20 protein-coding genes are annotated in these 18,583 nt (G+C 38.3%); 13 read left to right on the top strand and 7 right to left on the bottom strand.

Features of this window, described 5'->3' with window-relative positions:
• Window positions 1–4 precede the first annotated feature (4 nt).
• The 4 genes from ACYVQZ_RS03105 to ACYVQZ_RS03120 are packed head-to-tail and all read left to right on the top strand — an operon-like array spanning window position 5 to window position 3,084.
• A complete protein-coding gene (locus tag ACYVQZ_RS03105) occupies window positions 5–970 on the top strand; it encodes a branched-chain amino acid ABC transporter permease (protein ID WP_461239934.1) in 966 nt (321 codons plus the stop codon).
• Window positions 971–1,747 (top strand): ABC transporter ATP-binding protein, encoded by a 777-nt coding sequence (locus ACYVQZ_RS03110; RefSeq protein WP_461239935.1) that lies wholly within the window; start codon window positions 971–973, stop codon window positions 1,745–1,747. It begins immediately after the preceding gene.
• Window positions 1,744–2,454: an ABC transporter ATP-binding protein gene (locus tag ACYVQZ_RS03115; protein ID WP_461240036.1), complete on the top strand. Its 711-nt coding sequence runs from the start codon at window positions 1,744–1,746 to the stop codon at window positions 2,452–2,454. The genes ACYVQZ_RS03110 and ACYVQZ_RS03115 overlap by 4 nt, the downstream gene beginning before the upstream one ends.
• A gap of 6 nt (window positions 2,455–2,460) precedes the next feature.
• Window positions 2,461–3,084 (top strand): CBS domain-containing protein, encoded by a 624-nt coding sequence (locus tag ACYVQZ_RS03120; protein WP_461239936.1) that lies wholly within the window; start codon window positions 2,461–2,463, stop codon window positions 3,082–3,084.
• Window positions 3,085–3,143: 59 nt separating this feature from the next.
• On the opposite strand, the gene ACYVQZ_RS03125 is transcribed toward ACYVQZ_RS03120, so the two are convergent.
• On the bottom strand, window positions 3,144–4,583 hold the full coding sequence (locus tag ACYVQZ_RS03125; protein WP_461240037.1) for a DHA2 family efflux MFS transporter permease subunit: 1,440 nt from the start codon (window positions 4,581–4,583) through the stop codon (window positions 3,144–3,146).
• 169 nt (window positions 4,584–4,752) lie between these two features.
• Between ACYVQZ_RS03125 and ACYVQZ_RS03130 the strand changes: the two genes are divergently transcribed.
• Window positions 4,753–5,310: a cysteine hydrolase family protein gene (locus ACYVQZ_RS03130; RefSeq protein ID WP_461239937.1), complete on the top strand. Its 558-nt coding sequence runs from the start codon at window positions 4,753–4,755 to the stop codon at window positions 5,308–5,310.
• A gap of 52 nt (window positions 5,311–5,362) precedes the next feature.
• Here the strand turns inward: ACYVQZ_RS03130 and ACYVQZ_RS03135 are convergent, their stop codons facing one another.
• Entirely contained in the window at window positions 5,363–6,001 is a 639-nt protein-coding gene (locus tag ACYVQZ_RS03135; protein WP_461239938.1) for an SDR family oxidoreductase, read from the bottom strand.
• A 138-nt stretch (window positions 6,002–6,139) separates the two neighbouring features.
• Here ACYVQZ_RS03135 and ACYVQZ_RS03140 point away from each other — a divergent pair, with 138 nt between their 5' ends.
• Window positions 6,140–7,024: an RluA family pseudouridine synthase gene (locus tag ACYVQZ_RS03140; protein ID WP_461239939.1), complete on the top strand. Its 885-nt coding sequence runs from the start codon at window positions 6,140–6,142 to the stop codon at window positions 7,022–7,024.
• A gap of 23 nt (window positions 7,025–7,047) precedes the next feature.
• On the opposite strand, the gene ACYVQZ_RS03145 is transcribed toward ACYVQZ_RS03140, so the two are convergent.
• The 4 genes from ACYVQZ_RS03145 to ACYVQZ_RS03160 form a co-directional block, all read right to left on the bottom strand.
• Window positions 7,048–7,374 (bottom strand): AzlD domain-containing protein, encoded by a 327-nt coding sequence (locus ACYVQZ_RS03145; RefSeq protein WP_461239940.1) that lies wholly within the window; start codon window positions 7,372–7,374, stop codon window positions 7,048–7,050.
• The gene (locus ACYVQZ_RS03150; protein WP_461239941.1) at window positions 7,365–8,069 is read right to left on the bottom strand and encodes an AzlC family ABC transporter permease; all 705 of its coding nucleotides are present in this window, start codon (window positions 8,067–8,069) and stop codon (window positions 7,365–7,367) included. The genes ACYVQZ_RS03145 and ACYVQZ_RS03150 overlap by 10 nt, the downstream gene beginning before the upstream one ends.
• A 110-nt stretch (window positions 8,070–8,179) precedes the next feature.
• Window positions 8,180–8,902, bottom strand: a complete 723-nt coding sequence (locus ACYVQZ_RS03155; protein ID WP_461239942.1) for a DUF4811 domain-containing protein — start codon at window positions 8,900–8,902, stop codon at window positions 8,180–8,182.
• The gene (locus ACYVQZ_RS03160) at window positions 8,902–10,344 is read right to left on the bottom strand and encodes an MDR family MFS transporter (protein ID WP_461240038.1); all 1,443 of its coding nucleotides are present in this window, start codon (window positions 10,342–10,344) and stop codon (window positions 8,902–8,904) included. Before ACYVQZ_RS03160 ends, ACYVQZ_RS03155 begins: the two co-directional genes overlap by 1 nt.
• Window positions 10,345–10,550: 206 nt before the next feature.
• Between ACYVQZ_RS03160 and ACYVQZ_RS03165 the strand changes: the two genes are divergently transcribed.
• The 3 genes from ACYVQZ_RS03165 (at window position 10,551) to rnjA (ending at window position 13,723) form a co-directional block, all read left to right on the top strand.
• Window positions 10,551–10,988 carry a MerR family transcriptional regulator gene (locus tag ACYVQZ_RS03165; protein ID WP_461239943.1) on the top strand — a complete coding sequence of 146 codons (438 nt, stop codon included), beginning with the start codon at window positions 10,551–10,553 and terminating at the stop codon, window positions 10,986–10,988.
• Between the two features lie 356 nt (window positions 10,989–11,344).
• The gene (locus tag ACYVQZ_RS03170; protein WP_461239944.1) at window positions 11,345–11,689 is read left to right on the top strand and encodes a hypothetical protein; all 345 of its coding nucleotides are present in this window, start codon (window positions 11,345–11,347) and stop codon (window positions 11,687–11,689) included.
• A gap of 294 nt (window positions 11,690–11,983) precedes the next feature.
• A complete protein-coding gene (gene rnjA / locus ACYVQZ_RS03175; RefSeq protein ID WP_461239945.1) occupies window positions 11,984–13,723 on the top strand; it encodes a ribonuclease J1 in 1,740 nt (579 codons plus the stop codon).
• A 40-nt stretch (window positions 13,724–13,763) separates the two neighbouring features.
• On the opposite strand, the gene ACYVQZ_RS03180 is transcribed toward rnjA, so the two are convergent.
• The gene (locus ACYVQZ_RS03180; RefSeq protein ID WP_461239946.1) at window positions 13,764–14,651 is read right to left on the bottom strand and encodes a glycosyltransferase family 2 protein; all 888 of its coding nucleotides are present in this window, start codon (window positions 14,649–14,651) and stop codon (window positions 13,764–13,766) included.
• Window positions 14,652–14,968: 317 nt separating this feature from the next.
• Between ACYVQZ_RS03180 and ACYVQZ_RS03185 the strand changes: the two genes are divergently transcribed.
• The 4 genes from ACYVQZ_RS03185 to ACYVQZ_RS03200 all read left to right on the top strand — a co-directional run bounded on the left by ACYVQZ_RS03185 (window position 14,969) and on the right by ACYVQZ_RS03200 (window position 18,552).
• On the top strand, window positions 14,969–16,546 hold the full coding sequence (locus ACYVQZ_RS03185) for an Nramp family divalent metal transporter (protein WP_461239947.1): 1,578 nt from the start codon (window positions 14,969–14,971) through the stop codon (window positions 16,544–16,546).
• Between the two features lie 5 nt (window positions 16,547–16,551).
• Entirely contained in the window at window positions 16,552–17,010 is a 459-nt protein-coding gene (locus ACYVQZ_RS03190) for a universal stress protein (protein WP_461239948.1), read from the top strand.
• A gap of 152 nt (window positions 17,011–17,162) precedes the next feature.
• Window positions 17,163–17,843, top strand: coding sequence for a VIT1/CCC1 transporter family protein (locus tag ACYVQZ_RS03195; protein WP_461239949.1), 681 nt, complete (start codon window positions 17,163–17,165; stop codon window positions 17,841–17,843).
• A gap of 13 nt (window positions 17,844–17,856) precedes the next feature.
• Complete coding sequence (locus tag ACYVQZ_RS03200; protein WP_461239950.1) at window positions 17,857–18,552, top strand: VIT1/CCC1 transporter family protein; 696 nt, start codon at window positions 17,857–17,859, stop codon at window positions 18,550–18,552.
• The last annotated feature ends 31 nt before the right edge of the window (window positions 18,553–18,583 follow it).

An 18,583-nucleotide genomic window follows, 5' to 3' on the forward strand; every position in this document is an offset into this window, starting at 1 on the left:
AAACATGAAAAAAAATCTCAAATACAATTTCGTGTGGCTTGCGATCATGGTTGTTGGCTACATTGTGATTAACGTCTTGGAAGTAGCTGGCGTCATTGATCAGTTCGCCGAGACAACCTTAGTTTTGATTGGTATTAACATTATTTTAGCCACTGGGCTCAATTTAATTATTGGGTTTTCTGGTCAATTTTCACTGGGTCACGCTGGATTTATGGCGATTGGTGCCTATGTCTGTGCTTTGATCACGTCTTCAATGGCAACGCCTTTAGGGATGCTCATTGGGATGCTGGTCGGTGCAGCTGTTTCAGCATTAGTTGCTTTGGCAGTTGGTATTCCAACCCTACGTCTTGATGGTGACTATCTGGCCATTGCCACAATGGGTGTCGCTGAAATTATTCGGATTATCATGAATAACTTGAAAATTACTAATGGACCTGCTGGCCTTTATAACATTCCAATGTTAGCTACTTGGCCTGTTGTCTATGTCTGTGTCTGCATTACGACTTTGATTATTGTTAACTTCATTCACAGTCGAGATGGTCGAGCTGTTATGTCCATTCGTGAAAATGAAATTGCCTCAGAATCAATGGGTGTTAACACAACTAAGTGGAAGGTTATTGCGTTTGTCATTGGTGCAGCAACTGCTGCCATCGGTGGTGCATTACATGCCAACTACATTCAAACAATTGCGCCAACCGATTTTGGTATCATGGAATCCATCAATATTTTGATTATCGTTGTTCTAGGTGGAATTGGTAGTATTACGGGAACATTCGTAGCTGCAGCGGTTCTAGGAATTTTGGATATGGTACTTCAAAACTTTGGAACCCTGCGGATGGTGCTTTATTCATTTGCGTTGATCCTACTAATGGTCTTTAAACCATCAGGATTACTTGGTACGTGGGAATTTTCTGTACGCCAACTCTTTAACCGTTTTGGTAGCAAATCAAAACAAAAGGGGGACGCTTAGATGACTTTACTAGATGTGAAAGAATTAACCAAAAATTTTGGTGGTCTAACAGCAGTTTCCAACGTGACGATGCATCTTAATGATGATGAACTCGTTGCATTAATTGGACCCAATGGTGCCGGAAAGACGACGCTATTTAACCTGTTAACCGGTCAAATTATTCCTTCAGAAGGAACGATTGCATTACAGACTGATAATGGCCTGCAAATTCTCAATAAAGTTAAGCCATATAAAGTCGCACAGGCTGGACTAGCTCGTACTTTTCAAAATATTCGTTTATTTAGTGAAATGACAGTGCTAGATAACGTTCTGATTGCAATGACAGCGAAAAACAAAGAAGGCTTTTTTGAAAGTGTCTTGCGTTTTCCATCTTTTTATAAAAAAGAAGATGCTCTTCGTAAAGAAGCCATCGATTTATTAGCTATTTTCGATATGCAAGATCAAATTGATAATCTCGCCAAAAACCTCCCCTATGGAGCACAACGGCGACTTGAAATTGTCCGGGCTTTAGCAACGAAGCCAAAAATCTTGTTTTTGGATGAACCAGCGGCGGGTATGAATCCTGAAGAAACAGCTGATTTAACTAGTTTGATTCGCAAAATTCAACGCGAATTTCACATTACGGTATTACTGATCGAACATGATATGTCTCTAGTTATGAACATTGCCCAACGCATTTATGTGTTGGAATATGGGCAATTAATTGCTGAGGGTACACCAACTGAAATTCAACAAAACGAACGAGTTATTAAAGCTTATCTAGGGGGTGAATCATAATGTTGTTGAAGGTCGAAGATTTATCTGTCAATTACGGTGTGATTCACGCTGTTAAAAAAGTTAATTTTGAAGTTAATGAGGGTGAAATTGTGTCGCTAATTGGTGCCAATGGTGCCGGAAAAACAACGATTCTCAAGACCATTTCCGGGTTACTTCATCCTGCCGGTGGTAAAATTATCTATGAGGGTAAAGAAATTCAGAAACAAAAATCGCAAAAGACTGTTTCTGGTGGTATTTCTCAAGTGCCTGAAGGACGACACATTTTCCCTGGTTTAACGGTAATGGAAAATCTGCAAATGGGTGCTTTCTTACGAAAAGACCGTGACGGTTTAAAGAAAGACTATGACGCCGTTTTTGAACGTTTTCCAGTTTTGAAAGAACGTAAAAATCAAGATGCTGCCACGCTTTCAGGTGGTGAGCAACAAATGCTCGCCATGGGTCGCGCCTTGATGTCAAAGCCCAAATTATTATTGTTAGATGAACCATCAATGGGATTAGCCCCAATTTTTATTAATGAAATTTTTGATATTATTCAAGAAATTCAAAAACAAGGCACAACGGTTTTGTTAATTGAACAAAATGCATCTAAGGCATTGTCAATTGCAGATCGTGGCTATGTACTAGCTACTGGGAATATCTTAATGACCGGAACTGGTAAAGAACTATTAGCAAATGAAGACGTGCAAAAGGCATATTTGGGAGGTTAACAAATCATGAGCGTAACAGACTTTATGACAACGGATTTAATTACGGTACGACCAACAACACGGGTGACGGATGCCGTTGATTTAATGAAGACGAATAATATTCACCGGTTGCCAGTGATTGATAATGGTAAATTAGTTGGCTTGGTGACAGAAGGTACCATTCAACGTGCATTACCCTCTAAAGCCACTAGTTTATCGGTGTACGAAGCTAATTATTTATTAAACAAGACTACGGTTGAAGACGTGATGGAAAAAGACGTTAAAGTCGTTCAACAGGATGCGGTTTTGGAAGATGCAATTTATGAAATGCGAAAAAACAATATCGGTGTATTGCCAGTAAAAGATGGTGACGAACTTGTCGGAATTATTACGAATAACGACATTTTTGACGCATTCTTGAACATTGCTGGCTACGGGCGCGGCGGTACTAGTGTTTCAATTATTGTTAAAAAGGATTCAGTAGGTGTGATTGCTAAGATTAGTGATGCCTTAGCAAAACAAAACTACAGTATTTTAACAGTAGTTGTAACAGATCGAAAGACAGAAAAGATTGTTGAAGTGCATGTTGATTCAACTAATCGAGATGGGATTAAGTCAACGTTAACTGACGCTGGATTTGATGTTAGATAAGAATAAAATTAAAAGAGCAGATTCTTTCGATCAGAATCTGCTCTTTATTTGTGTCATTTTTATGCAGTGGCATTTTGATTATTTTTTAAGGTCAAAGAAATGATTAACGCAAGTACTGCTAAAGCAAGTGTGAACCACAATCCAAGATGGACACCGTTTGTAAAGGCAATCTGTTGATTACCTGCACTTGTCTTGCTCATTGCTTGTCCAAGTGCCAATAAGCTGGTAGCAACGGCGGTAGATACAGCACCAATGATTTGTTGGAACGTATTCATAATGGTACTGCCATCGCTGGTGGTCATAGGATCTAATGCATTAAGTGCAAAAGTCTGGGAAGGTGACATTGCGAGCGGTGCACCAACCATTAAAATGATGTGAGCTACAATCACGTACCAGATTGGTGAATTAGCTTGCGCGAACATTAGCATCACAATACCAATGATTGAAATCACAAAGCCACTAACTGCCAAAATTTTGACGTTAATCCGTTCATATAGATTACCTGACATGGCTGAAACGATTGCATTCACGACACCACCCGGTAACATCACGATTCCAGTTAACGCAACAGGAATGGCAATTCCTTTTTGCCAAAACATTGGCAAAAGGTACATGCTTGATAGGATAATCCCAAAGTCTAGCATGACTAAAATCGCACCAGTAGTGAAGCGTGGTGATTTAAAAATAGTGAAGTTTAAAATTGGTGTTGAGGTGTGAAGTTGCCGACCAATATAAACCGCAATAATGGCTAGGGCAAAAATCAATAATCCTAAGACGATTGGTGAACCCCAACCTTGAGCACTTGCTAAACTAACAGCAGTCACGAGACTACCAAAACCAACAGTTGATAAAATAATCGACAACCAATCGATAGCTGGTTTAGTAATTTTCATCACATTGGGTAAATACTTAAGCACTAAATAGAGACCAATTAACAAAAACGGAATAAATAGCCAAAAAATAAAATGCCAATTCGAGACACCGATGATGAGTCCAGCTAACGTAGGACCAACTGCAGGGGCAAACATGATAACTAAGCCAATCATACCCATTGCGGCACCTAATTTATGGGGTGGAAAAATTAATGCGGCCACCGTAAATAACAACGGTAAAATTAGTCCGGTTGCAATTCCCTGAATCATTCGGCCAATTAATAAAATTGTAAACGTAGGCGCAACTGCTGAAATTAAAGCCCCCACAATAAAATCAATTAAGGCAAAAATAATTAATTGCCGAGTTGAAAACCAATGTGCTAGCAAACTGGAAAGTGGTAAAACCACCCCAATTACTAACATGTAACCAGTGACCAACCATTGAGCAGTTGCAACACTAACGTTGAGATTAACCATTAAATTCGGCAACGCAATATTAAGTGCAGTTTCACTGAGCATGCCAACAAAACCACCTATTAATAAGCCAAACATGGCTAAAAATGGTTTGTTGACAGAAATAACCGCGTTTTGGTGGTGCGTTGTTGTTTCTTCAATATTTGTATCCATCATAAATAAAACTCCCTTCATATCTATCTTTCTCTTTTAAAATGCCCGACAAGAGATTACACTATCATAAAAAAATTTTTCTCGTAAGTATTTTTTTTAAATAGTGGTTTTTTTGGCGTACACGTGGTACAAATAACATAACCTTAATTAACCTAATTGGAGGATGAATATGAGTGCTAATGAAGCCTTACTGATTGTCGATTACACGAACGATTTTGTTGCTGATAAGGGTGCGCTGACTGTGGGCAAACCCGGACAAATTATTGAACCTCAATTAATTTCGATTGCCAATGAAATTAATCAAAATGGCGGTTGGGTCATTTTACCAACCGATGTGCACGTTCCTAATGATCCGTATCATCCAGAAAGTAAATTATTTCCACCTCACAACGTTGTTAACACGTGGGGCAGACAGTTTTATGGTGAACTACAAGATTGGTTCACAGCCCATCAAAATGACGAACAAGTCTATATGTATGATAAAACCCGCTATAGTGCCTTTGCTGGGACTGATTTAGATTTGCGTTTGCGTGAACGACATGTTGATACACTGCACTTAGTAGGGGTTTGTACCGATATTTGTGTGCTACACACGGCAGTTGATGCGTATAATTTGAACTACAACTTGATTATTCACCAAGGTGCAGTGGCAGCTTTAACAGATGAGGGCAATCAATGGGCACTTGATCATTTTAAAAATGTCCTTGGTGCCACAATTGAAGATTAAAAAAGAATCATGACAAGCAAATTGTCATGATTCTTTCATTTTTAGTACCAATTTAGTACCAAGCAGGTTTTGGTCCATCTGTGTTTGGTTTATTCACACCTAATGAAGCACGAACAGATTCACTTGGATGTTGAACAATGTGACTGACTAAAACACCAATACTCTTGCGGGAAACCTCAGTCCCCTTAAAAGCTTCACCTTTTTGGGTCGTTTCATAGTCAACTTCATCTTTATTAGTCAACCATGCTGGTCGAATTAAGGTATAGTCGAGATCTGAATCTTCCAAAACCTTAGCTGCGGCAGCATAATTTTGTAGATAACCTTGCAAAGTGGCATTATTCCACTTACCAAATTCTCCAGGAACTTCGTCATAAATACCTAAAGTTGAAATCCAAATTAAACGGGTTACTTTCTTGGTATGCATTGCGTTTACAAGAGTTTGGGCCTGTTGTTTAATGTTGGAACCAGCTAAATTGGCATAAACCACATCAATATTGTCAAGAGCACTTTCCAGTTGCGCTTGATCGGTTGTATCGCCTTCGATAACTGATTGACGTGAAGCATCTGAAACTGAAATGCGTCCTGCGTTACGCAGATAATAAGTTAAATGATAATCAGTATTTTCCATTAAATCGGCTTCAGCAAATTGTGCAATTTGGCCGGCAGCACCTAAAATTAAAACATTTGTCATAACAATCACCTTTCTATTCCTTTGTTCAACTGTAACAATAATACTGACAGTTAAAATTTGCAAGGAAAAACACCCGATTCAGCAAAAAGTCTTTTTTTAATGAAGTTAATTTGCTACTCTAATCAGAGGAGTGTAACGATGAAAATTATTTGGACAAACAACACCAATCAAACAATCAATTTAAAGCAATTTTTGCAAAGTAAAAAAATGGGCCATCGTCTAATTTCGGCTATTAATCAAGGAGCGGGGACATTTTTAATTAATGGACAACCAGTTGCTAGTAGTGCGAGTTTGGCTCCACAGGCAAGTGTAACGGTCAAGTTAAACGATGAAAAAGAAGATCCTGCTGTTCACGTCAGTAATCAACCAGTGACAGTGGTCTATGAAGATGCATCATGGCTGGTAGTTAATAAACCGGCAGATTTAAGTACGATTCCTGGACCAACTAATCAAACAGATACGTTGTTAAATCGTGTAAAGGGTTATCTAATCAGCCAAGGAGAAAAAAACCTGCGTCCGCATATGATCACACGCTTAGATCGATTTACATCGGGAATTGTGTTAATTGCCAAGAATAGGTTGGCACAAAGTTTAATTAATGAACAAGTAGAGCAACATACGATGATTAAAAAATATCAGGCTCTGGTTGGCACCGCAGTAGCGATGCAACACGGCCTGATAGATGCTGGTATTCTGCGCGTTTCTGGCCAAATTGCCCGCCAGATTGCCCAAGGTGGCCAAAAGTCGCAGACTGAGTTTTGGTCTCTTGATAGCGGGCAAAACTGGTCGTTGCTAGAAGTGATGCTCCATACTGGTCGCACCCATCAAATTCGCGTTCATTGTGCCCAATTTTTAGCACCGATTATTGGGGATGAACTCTATGGTGGTCAGACAACTTTAATGCAGCGCCAGGCACTACATGCCTATTACTTACAATTTTATGATCCGATTGCAGAGCAAACTCGCCAGTTTACTGTGCCAATTCCTGAAGATATGCAAACAATCATCACAAACAAAAAATGAGATATTTTAAAATATCTCATTTTTTAAATGAAAATTCTGATGATGGCCATTGAAATAACGCCGACAATCGCAATAATCAGCAAACTTTTACTGATGATTGCCGCCAAAAAAGTTGGAATCGCGGCTAAAAAATTTTCCCAGTTAATCATGGGCCATTGGCCAACTTTAAAGGTTAATAAACTTTGAACACAAAGTGCGGTCATGATGGCTACGGGAACAAATGATAAAAATTTAACAAGGACATCAGGCAGACTAAACTGTTTCACCAGTACAAATGGCACAACCCGCGAGAGCCATGTCACCAGACCACAACCTAGAATAACCAATAATGTATAAGTGCTTAGTGCCATTTTTCCACCGCCATTCCACCACCGCAACCAATAATTGCTGCCATTAATAATGCAATTTCCGTATTTAAAAATCGACCCAATACAAACAAAGAAACAGTCACAATCAAAATAACCTCGAGTTGAACGCGCAACTTTCGACGGCGATCGCCAATCATTTGCAGATATAATAAGCCGATAAACATCGCCACGACAGCAAAATCAAGCCCGAGTGCTTGAGGATTGGTAATTAGTTTACCAGCTAAAGCCCCAACAATGCAGGCTAGCCACCAAACTAAATAAGCAATCACATTGGTGGTATTAAACCAACGCGGGGTTAGTTTACCGTGCGTAAAAGCGACTTTATTCATGCCCAGGGCAAATGTTTCATCGGTTAGTAATGTTCCGATGGCGACATTTTGCTTGAAGGATTCATTTTTAAAATACTGAGCCATTGAAGTACTCATTAAAATCATACGTGAGTTGATTAAAAAAGTAGATAATACAATGGCTGAAATTGGACTCGTAGCACTTAACATAGCAGTAATGGCAAATTGCGCAGAGCCGGCATAAACCACTAAACATAAGAGGCTAATGGCCAGTAAATTTAAATGGGCGGTTTGAGCAACTACGCCGTATGCAAAACCAATGCCAATATAGCCAAAAAGTGTTGGCACAACGTCTTTTACGCCACTGGCAAAACTTAAATCATCATTCATGTTGGCGTTCCTCCCATTAGTAGTAATGATAAATAGTTTAGCACAACTCTCATCAAATTTTAATGTCAAACAAAAAAAGATGTTCATTCCTGAACATCTTTTATTAGTTTTTATTTCATTTGCTTAACAGCTTGTTTCAATGCTTGAGATTGATATTCAATCTGAGCTTGTTGTACAATCTTAGCTTGATCTGTTGCTGAGAGTTGTGGGTTTTTCATCATTGCTGCTTTAACTTTGCCTTCCACAAATGCTTTTCCTTGAGCTTGCATTTGTGCTTTGGCACTCTGACTACCCATTTGCTTCTTTAATTTAGCAGCTTGCGCCGTTGTAATTTTGACGTAAGTTTTAGGGTAGTTAAAGGTGTTGGTCCGTTTAATCAACTGATGATTCATATTGGACCATTTAAAGAGTAATTTGTAGAAATTGTTTTTATATACCCAACGTGTTTCAGTGGTCTTAAGTGTCGCTGTTTGCTTATTGGTCCACTTGATTTTATTATGTGTGAACTCATTAGCTTGTGTATGACTAGGTGTCTTTTGGGTTTCTTTATCATTATAAATGAACACGTCATTTTTACCCGAAGTTCCAACTGGTTTATATAAGGCTAACGGCATTTGTTTTGAATTTGATGCACTGTAGATTGTTTTGGTAGTTGTTGTTGTGACTTTATGCATACCGAAGTGATCATGATAGTTAGTCACCATTAAAGTGGTTGAACCAATTAAGATAATCCCTGATATTAAAATGGCCACTATTCTAGACGCTGGCTTAAAGGTGAACATGAATGCCAAAAAGAAGGTAATCGCGCCGATAACTAATAAAATTAAAACCATTAGTCAACACCTCCTTGATCTGCATTAACTTGTCGAGTTGCTTTTTTATTGCTGTTAGAACCCTTTAAGAAAAAGGCAACAACAAAGCCAATCACACTAAAGCCGATAGCAATCCAAAATGCTGCATGATAACCGCTCATAGTTGCATTCATAGCTGCAGTTTTATATGAAAATGGCGTTTGCGTTAACAATGACTTGCTAGGCATATTGTTTTTGGTCACGTTTGTTAAAACAGATACCAAGATGGCTGTACCAACTGAACTAGCCACTTGACGCGTAGTGTTGTTAACGGCTGTCCCGTGTGAAATCATGTCTACTGATAAGGCGTTCATACCAGAAGTTGTGACAGGCATCATGACCATTGAAATACCAAACATCCGAACGGCGTATAAGAAGACAATGTAAATGGTTGGGGTGTCTTTTGTAATCCAAACAAATGGTAAAGTACCAATAGTTAATAAGAACATCCCACAAATTGCCAAGCGTTTGGCACCATATTTATCAAATAAATTTCCAGTGATTGGACTCATTAACCCCATCATTAGCGCGCCGGCTAACAGGGTTAATCCAGAATGAAAGGCTGACATGCCATGCACAATTTGCAAGTACAATGGAATTACCATTTCAACACCAACCATCGCCATTGTAACAATGGAACTTAATGCAGTTGCAATCGAAAATTCGACTGATTTAAAGACTTTAATTTGTAAGAAGGGTTGATCGACTCGTAGCTGACGAATCCCGAATAACACAATCAAAATAGCACCAACTACAATGGTAGCAATGACCACTGGATCATCCCAACCTTTGTCACCGACAGAAGAAAAGCCATACAGCATACTACCAAATCCGGCGGTTGATAAGATCAATGAAATTAAATCTAATTTAGGATGTGACGTCTCAATAACACTCTTCATAAAGAAGAAACTGCCGAGAATGACAATCGCCATAATTGGGACGATCATGCCGAACAAATCTCGCCATGAATAGTTATCAATAATCCAACCAGATAAGGTTGGGCCGAGGGCTGGTGCGAGACCAACCACAATACCGGCCATTCCCATGGCAGCACCACGTTTATTAGCTGGGAAAATTGTTAACATGATTGTTTGCAAGAGTGGCATTGCAATTCCGACACCAATTGCTTGAATAAGGCGGGCAGTCAGCAAAATACCGAAATTAGGTGCAGTCCAAGCAAGCACTGTTCCAATCTCAAAAATACTCATGGCGACAATATAGAGCCACTTAGAATTAAATCTACTACTCAAGTAGGCACTCACAGGAATCATAATGCCATTTACCATTAAGAATCCTGTCGTGAGCCACTGAACAGTAGACGTTGTGATGTCAAAAGCCTTCATTAAAGCAGGAAAGGCAGTTGTTAAAATCGTTTGATTAAGTACCGTACAGAAAACACCAACTAATAATAGAACAATCATCATTGTTCGATTATAGGGTTTTCCGTTAACGTCGATTGCTTTACCGTTCAACGTAAAAAACCTCTTTTCATTTCAATGTATTAATTAAGCATGCGTCTTAATATAGGCCAAAATTTATCCGTTGTCAATAAACTTGACAAAGAAATTAGAAAATATATACTAAATCAAGAAAACATAATAATTTTTACAAATTAAAAGGAGCGAACGTTTTGCCTAAAATAACTAAAGAGATGAAGGGCCTGTTTGGCAAACCGTCATTTCAATTAGGAATTGGTGATTTATCACGTATTTCAGGTGTTTCGCAGAGCCAACTACGTTATTGGGAAAGTAAACACTACATTTCGCCGATTCAAAGTTCAGCAGGAAAAAATCGAAAGTATCAACTATTAACGATTGTTAAAGTAGTAATCATCAAAAAATTTTTGGATGACGGTTTTACATTGCCAGTTGCAGTGCGAAAATCATTGGAACATAAAGAAATGATGGACGTTGTCCGCAAGGTCAATATTGAACGATTCATATCAATGGAAGAAATTGATGGTGATCCAGCTATTAACATGGGACCACTTGAAGATGATCCTGACCACAATGTTTTTGCGATTGTTAAGAATGGCACAACGATTTTGCGACTGATACCAAACAAATAAGCTACCGAATTTTGGTAACTTGTGATAATCTAAGCATGAAGGTATTAAGTACCGGGAATAAACTATCCCGCAAGACGATTAGTCAATGTTGTGATAACGTGTTGCAGTAAATTGAACAAAATTTAAACAGTGCGAGAGCGCTTGATTGTTAACTCACAGAGTTAATAAGAAATCGATCAGAATTACAACCAGTTTTTTGAAACTTCAAATTATTGAATTTCAACTAACCCGGTCACCTTCATAAAGACCTAAGCCGCGGGACTTAGGTCCTTTTTTGAGCAATGATTAAGCAGGTTGGTCAAAGTTGTGCTAGCATTAAGAGTGGTTAAAGGGTTTGTCTAAAGGAGACGGTATTAATGAGTAGTAACCAACTATTAACCATTGACCAACTTGATCAAGAAAATCAAAAAAAAGCGATTTTAGGGTTTATCGATTTTTATGTTCAACTATTTAAAAGAAGCGATTTAGAAATTATGACCAATTTCAAAGTCGGTAATTTAGTGAGCGATATTAATGATGTGCTTGAACGGAATCGCTATTTATCGGGACCACTTTTGGTTCAGGTAAGTATTCATCAATCTTACCAGGAATACTTTGAAATTCTGCAACACTTGAATCAAAAATTTTATGAAACAGGTAATCCGGAAATTGATTGGTCAACATGGGAACAGCAACAACATGATCAATTGGCAGTTTCATAAGGATGTAAATTATTGATATTAGTCAACGTCACCACAATTTTAATTGTTGGTGGCATTGACTTTTTTGATGCCTTTTGACATTCAATTTCACTATTAATGTCATTCTATGTTACAATGTTTAGGACATAAACATCGTGCGGATAAAATATAAATTTAACAGCATCTTGAATCTAATTTTAGATAACGCTGTAAATGAGCAACAACGGTTAACAATTACATAATGCTAAATTATTCGAACGGGTGGAGTATATCTTTTTACAATACATAAAATTAGAAAAGGAAAGAACTGAAACTATGCGCAAATTGAAAATTAGAAACAACGAGGTCGCTTTTTATGCGATGGGTGGCTTAGGCGAAATTGGGAAGAACATGTACTGTGTTCAATTTCAAGATGAAATTATTGTGATTGACTGTGGGGTTTTATTCCCTGAAGATGAATTATTAGGTGTGGACTATGTTATTCAGGACTATTCATACTTAGTAGAAAATCAAGAAAAAATTAAGGCCATTGTCGTGACTCACGGCCACGAAGATCATATTGGTGGATTGCCATTTTTCTTGCAACAAGTTAAAGCACCGATTTATTCAGGACCATTTGCTTTGTCTTTGATTAAGGGCAAGCTTGAAGAAAAACACTTGTTAAGATCGGCAGAATTGCATGAAGTTGATGAAGATACTGTTTTGAAGTTTAAAAAATTATCAGTAACCTTCTTTAGAACCACGCACTCAATTCCAGATACGTTAGGGATTGCTGTTCACACACCACAAGGAACCATTATTCAAACTGGAGATTTCAAGTTTGACTTAACACCAGTTGGTGGCTTACCAGCGCCTAACTTGCAAAAAATGGCTAAATTAGGGGATGATGGTGTTTTACTATTAACCTCTGATAGTACGAATGCCGAACGTCCTGAATTTACTAAATCAGAACAATGGGTTGACGTGCATATTCGCCGTGTGTTCGAACGAATTGATGGGCGAATTATCTTCGCCTCATTTGCGTCAAACGTTTATCGTCTGCGTGAAGCTTCTGATGAAGCGATTAAACAAGGACGTATGATTGCGGTTGTCGGTCGCAGTATGGAAAATGCCATCGCTGCTGGACAGCAGTTGGGCTATTTAAATATTCCTGAGGATTCATTAATTGATCCAAATGAAATCAATTCTTATCCGCCAGAAAAAGTTATGATTATGTGTACCGGTTCGCAAGGTGAGCCAATGGCTGCCCTCAGTCGAATTGCTGCGGGAACGCATCGCCAAATTACGATTCAACCAGGGGACACGGTTGTCTTTTCAAGTAACCCTATTCCTGGTAATACCGTGAGTGTTAACCAATTGATTAACAAATTGGATGAAGCTGGCGCTGATGTCATTCATGGTTATGTGAATAATATCCATACATCTGGTCATGGTGGTCAAATAGATGAAGAATTCATGCTCCGGTTAATGAAACCTAAGTTTTTTGCACCAGTTCATGGTGAATATCGGATGCAAAAAATTCACTCTAAGCTAGCCGAAATGACAGGTGTGCCATTGAGTAATAGTTTTATTTTAGCTAATGGGGATGTCTTGGCCTTAACAAAAGATACTGCGCGTGTGGCTGATCATATCGATGCCGGCGACGTGTATATCGATGGTCGGGATGTTAACGACAGTGTCGGTAATCCTGAAATTCGCGAACGCCGATTGCTCTCTGAAGAAGGTGTTGTAACGGCGATTGCGGTGGTTGATTTGAAAGATCATCAGATTGTAGCAGGCCCAGACATTGTCTCACGTGGCTTCGTATACATGCATGAATCACAAGAATTAATCAAAGCAGCTAATCACGAAGTTTTTTGGGCCATTTTGAATACCTTTAAAAACCGTAAAAAAGTAGATGAACGCTCAATTAATCGAACTATTGTGAGTCGTTTGCAAAAGCTATTATACGCACAAACGGGTCGCCGCCCTGTGATTATTCCGATGGTCACAATTATCAACGGCGACACCAATGAAGCACCACGAAAAGAAGTTAAAGAAGCACAAACTAATTAAATTAAAAACCGAAATTCGATAATGAATTTCGGCTTTTTTATTATTCTGCAACTTGCAATTCAGGATAAACCGTAAAGGATAGATTGAATCGACGATTGATCCAGCTTTTCATGCGTTTGCTACTTGAAAACGACAGGCAATTTTTTTCTAATGCACTTAATTCTTGCTTAACTGCTTTAAGTTCAGCTTGGAAAAGGAATTTATGACGCTGTGGTAAATGATGCAGTAACTGATACACATTCACTAACTTGGCATGTTTAAATTGCCATAAGTACGATTCGTATTTGACTGGATCAATGTTGGCTTCAATAATCTGAACAGCTTGAAGCATATTTAATGCGTCCGGTACGGTGTTCATCGGATGATCATGGTATAAAAAGACAACTCGGTTTATTTTTTGATACAGTTGAGCCAAAAATTCTAACTGACTCGCATGATTTAAGTTAGGCAGAAAGCGGCTTTCTTTGATGAGATTTGTATCGATGAGTAAATTATGAACAGAGGATGGTAACTGATTTTGCAGGAATAATGGCAATAAGTTATCTTTTTGAATATGTGTTTGGTTAGCTGATCTGTATCCGGCAACTGTAACATGTTCAGTTTCTTTTTTAGCAACTAGCTTGGCAATATACTGTGGATATAATCTCTGGTTCGCAGTTAAAAACATAATGAAGTCACCATGAGCCTGTTCAATACCTTGATTATATGAATGATACTGATTTTGTTTCATTCGGTTTTGAATAATGATAGTGGGACGACCGCTTAATTTTTTAAAAGCAACCATTTGGTGATAAGAACGATCAAAAGAATTATTATCGATTAAAATAACTTCGATTTTGGCATATGTTTGTTTTTTTAGGTCGGTAAGTAGGTGCGAGAGAGCAAGTGCATTGTTTTTGACTGGAATGATAACACTGACTGTTTTCATATGATCGGCCCCTTTAACTTTTATTAATATGTCATTATCTTCATCATATTCGCATCTAAATTTGTTGTCTAACGATAAGATTGTCCGAATGTTAAAGATAGGAATTGTGATTTTTTTGTGAAAGCCAGATGTCAATCATTACAAGCGATTTGCCAATGTAAAGATGAAATTAAAGAAGTTTGATTTTTTTATGAATGGCATGTTAACAGTAACTCACACTTTAATTTTGTTAGGGATACCAAAAAATATATTTACAATTCTTTAACTTGATGTATCATAGTACTTGAATAAAAATTGAATAGAAAGGAAGTTTGATCATGGATGGCATTGGTGCACAAAAGAAGCACAAATTGATTGAATATGCGAATGGTCCTTCACTTGAAGAAATTAATGGAACGGTGAAGGTACCAAAAGGAAAGGGGTTTTGGCGCACATTACTTGCTTATTCAGGTCCAGGTGCTTTAGTAGCTGTGGGTTATATGGATCCCGGCAACTGGTCGACCTCAATTACAGGTGGTCAAAATTTTCAGTACTTATTGATGTCAGTAATCCTCTTGTCAAGTTTGATTGCGATGCTCTTGCAATACATGGCAGCTAAACTTGGTATAGTCGAACAAATGGATTTAGCCCAAGCAATTCGTGCACGAACGAGTAAAACGCTTGGGATTGTTCTTTGGATTTTGACGGAATTAGCAATTATGGCAACGGATATTGCCGAAGTTATTGGGGCAGCGATTGCCTTATATTTATTATTTAATATTCCACTAGTTGTTGCTGTATTTATTACAGTCTTTGATGTGTTGTTATTGTTATTATTGACGAAGATTGGTTTTCGTAAAATTGAAGCAATTGTGGTTTGTCTGATATTGGTAATTCTACTAGTATTTGTTTATCAAGTAGCGTTATCAGATCCTGATTGGGGTGGTGTTTTTGCCGGATTAGTACCAACTGGTCAGACATTTGCTTCAACACCCAAAATTGGTGGAGATACACCATTATCTGGAGCACTCGGCATTATTGGTGCAACGGTGATGCCTCATAATTTATACCTCCATTCTGCTATTTCACAAACACGTGAAATTGATCATGATGACGAAGAAGACGTGGCCACTGCAGTCAAGTTCTCAGCTTGGGATTCAAATATTCAGTTAACTTGTGCATTTTTTGTTAACTCACTGCTCTTGATTATGGGTGTTGCTGTGTTTAAATCAGGAGCCGTTAAAGATCCATCGTTCTTTGGTTTGTATCAAGCATTGTCTGATACATCGACTTTAAGCAATGGTACATTAATTGCTGTGGCTCATTCTGGAATTTTGTCAATTTTATTTGCAGTGGCGTTATTAGCTTCCGGTCAAAATTCGACAATTACAGGAACACTTTCAGGTCAAGTCATTATGGAAGGCTTTGTTCACATGAGAATGCCACTGTGGCTACGTCGTTTGGTGACCCGTCTTATTTCGGTGATTCCGGTTTTAATTTGTGTTGTCATGACAAGTGGTAAAAGTGACATTGCTGAACATACAGCGCTGAATAATTTAATGAATAATTCACAAGTGTTCTTAGCATTTGCGTTGCCGTTTTCAATGTTGCCGCTATTGATGATGACCAATAGTAAGGCAGAAATGGGTGAACGGTTTAAAAATTCGTTTCTTGTTAAAGTGTTTGGTTGGCTTTCGGTGATTGCATTGACGATTTTAAATTTGATTGGCTTGCCAGCCGCAATTCAAGGTTTCTTTGGTGCCAAACCTAGTGCAACTGAGATTCAACTGGCTAATGGTATTGCCTACGGATTGATGGTCGCCGTACTTGCATTATTAACCTGGGCAATTGTAGACTTATATCGAGGGAATAAAAGATTAGAATTGCATCAAGCACAAGAAATGAAAGAAGGGTAATCATCGTGGCAATTGAAATTAAACCAAAAGAATTTCATAAAATTTTAGTGGGAGTTGATGATGCACCAGACGCACGTGCAGCCTTTAACTATGCGGTCGATAAGGCAAAACGAGACGGGTCTGAAATTGGGATTGTGTCAGTTCTCGAGACCGGTGACGTTAACGTGTATCAAGCATTGACTAAAGACTATATTCATAGCACACACGAACAACTCGAAGCCCGGGTTAATGAATATGTGGAAGCAGCCATTGCCTACGGGATTGATCCACAAAAAATAACGGCCATCATTGACGAAGGTGCCAAACCGGCTGAACGAATTATTAACCATGTTTTACCTGAATTTCACGCTGATTTACTGGTTGTAGGATCAGTTGGCAAATCGGATAGCCGTAAATTATTTGGTTCTCAAGCGTCATATATGGCCAAAAATGCAGGTATTTCAGTCACAATCATTCGCGATTAATAATGATTAAAAAAACGGATGCTGGTAACTTAAAATTGTTACTAGTATCCGTTTTAAATTGAATAAAAAAAGCATCAGGAAAAGTTGATTTATCAAAAAAAAGATGTATAATTCTATATTGTAATCATTCTAAACTAGTACGTGGAGATGACATGATGAAAAAGCAATCTTCGCTGGCACAACGAATTAATGTTTTACGAGCAAGTGTGATGGGTGCCAATGATGGTATCTTATCGGTTGCTGGTATCGTTGTTGGTGTGGCAGGCGCTAATAGTAACAACTTTGCGATTTTGATTTCTGGCTTAGCCGGAATGCTCGCTGGTACGATTTCAATGGCAATGGGCGAATACGTTTCAGTCAGTACCCAAAAAGATTCACAAAAAATGGCAATTATCACGCAACAAGCGCGATTGAAAGAAAATTATCAAGAAGAGTTTAACATTGTTAAACAGCGGTTTTTAGATCAGGAAATTGCACCTGAATTAGCTCAGGACGCCACTTCTGAATTGATGGGCAAGGATGCATTATCTGCTACCGTCAGGGAACGATATGGATTTAGCATTCATGAATTTACGAGCCCCTATGAAGCGGCTATTGCCTCGATGATTTCCTTTCCAACTGGTTCAATTTTACCGTTGGTTTCGATCACCTTTTTCCCTGAAAAAATTAAGGTCGTTGCAACCATCATTGCCGTAGTCATTGGCTTATCATTAACGGGGTATTTTGCCGCTGTGTTAGGAGATTCTAATCGACGACAATCTGTTTTACGTAATGTGATTGCTGGATTATTAACGATGATTGTTACCTTTTTAATTGGGAGATTATTTGCATAAGTGAGGTCATATTATGGATGTTAGCAAACAAAAAAAACAATCCAAAAAAACACTAGAAGAAAAATTAAACACCTTACGAGCAGGTGTTTTAGGATCTAATGATGGTATTTTAACCGTTGTCGGTGTGCTATTTAGTGTTGCAGCGGCGACTACCAACCAATTTACCATTTTTATTGCTGGATTATCAGATTTATTAGCTTGTGCCTTTTCAATGGCTTCTGGTGAATATGCATCTGTTAGTACGCAAAAAGATACTGAAAAAGCAGCTGTTGCCAAAGAACAGCGGTTATTAAAAACAGATTTTGCCAGTGAAGTAGAAGCTGTGAAGGATTATTATGTTAATGAAGGGGTTTCTGAAGCTACGTCACTAAAAATTGCTAATGATTTATTGGAAAAGAAACCATTAGAAACAGTTGTGAAAATTAAGTATGGGATTGAATTGGGCCATTATTTAAATCCATGGGATGCTGCCTTTTCGTCAATGTTTTCTGCAGCATCAGGAGGTATCTTTCCATTATTTGCCATGACGTTGGCCCCGGCAGGATGGAAAATGTTTGCGACAATTATCGCGGTTACGTTTTCTGTTGGTTTAACCGGATTTATCAGTTCTAAACTTGGAAATGGGCTCGTAAGAACTGCAATTATTCGTAACATTTTGATCGGTTTTTTAACAATGTTTATTCACTATTATGTCGGTCAACTATTCTAATCTCAGAAGTTAGATAAAAAAGAACAATCTC

It is taken from the genome of Paucilactobacillus salsurae (genome assembly GCF_054784995.1).

Excerpts from the sequence above, each read along its gene's own strand:
- ACYVQZ_RS03105 (WP_461239934.1), top strand. The coding sequence starts at position 5 with ATGAAAAAAAATCTCAAATACAATTTCGTGTGGCTTGCGATCATGGTT.
- ACYVQZ_RS03110 (WP_461239935.1), top strand. The coding sequence starts at position 971 with ATGACTTTACTAGATGTGAAAGAATTAACCAAAAATTTTGGTGGTCTA.
- ACYVQZ_RS03120 (WP_461239936.1), top strand. The coding sequence starts at position 2,461 with ATGAGCGTAACAGACTTTATGACAACGGATTTAATTACGGTACGACCA.
- ACYVQZ_RS03125 (WP_461240037.1), bottom strand. The coding sequence starts at position 4,583 with ATGGATACAAATATTGAAGAAACAACAACGCACCACCAAAACGCGGTT.
- ACYVQZ_RS03130 (WP_461239937.1), top strand. The coding sequence starts at position 4,753 with ATGAGTGCTAATGAAGCCTTACTGATTGTCGATTACACGAACGATTTT.
- ACYVQZ_RS03135 (WP_461239938.1), bottom strand. The coding sequence starts at position 6,001 with ATGACAAATGTTTTAATTTTAGGTGCTGCCGGCCAAATTGCACAATTT.
- ACYVQZ_RS03140 (WP_461239939.1), top strand. The coding sequence starts at position 6,140 with ATGAAAATTATTTGGACAAACAACACCAATCAAACAATCAATTTAAAG.
- ACYVQZ_RS03145 (WP_461239940.1), bottom strand. The coding sequence starts at position 7,374 with ATGGCACTAAGCACTTATACATTATTGGTTATTCTAGGTTGTGGTCTG.
- ACYVQZ_RS03150 (WP_461239941.1), bottom strand. The coding sequence starts at position 8,069 with ATGAATGATGATTTAAGTTTTGCCAGTGGCGTAAAAGACGTTGTGCCA.
- ACYVQZ_RS03155 (WP_461239942.1), bottom strand. The coding sequence starts at position 8,902 with ATGGTTTTAATTTTATTAGTTATCGGCGCGATTACCTTCTTTTTGGCA.
- ACYVQZ_RS03160 (WP_461240038.1), bottom strand. The coding sequence starts at position 10,344 with ATGATGATTGTTCTATTATTAGTTGGTGTTTTCTGTACGGTACTTAAT.
- ACYVQZ_RS03170 (WP_461239944.1), top strand. The coding sequence starts at position 11,345 with ATGAGTAGTAACCAACTATTAACCATTGACCAACTTGATCAAGAAAAT.
- rnjA (WP_461239945.1), top strand. The coding sequence starts at position 11,984 with ATGCGCAAATTGAAAATTAGAAACAACGAGGTCGCTTTTTATGCGATG.
- ACYVQZ_RS03180 (WP_461239946.1), bottom strand. The coding sequence starts at position 14,651 with ATGAAAACAGTCAGTGTTATCATTCCAGTCAAAAACAATGCACTTGCT.
- ACYVQZ_RS03185 (WP_461239947.1), top strand. The coding sequence starts at position 14,969 with ATGGATGGCATTGGTGCACAAAAGAAGCACAAATTGATTGAATATGCG.
- ACYVQZ_RS03195 (WP_461239949.1), top strand. The coding sequence starts at position 17,163 with ATGATGAAAAAGCAATCTTCGCTGGCACAACGAATTAATGTTTTACGA.
- ACYVQZ_RS03200 (WP_461239950.1), top strand. The coding sequence starts at position 17,857 with ATGGATGTTAGCAAACAAAAAAAACAATCCAAAAAAACACTAGAAGAA.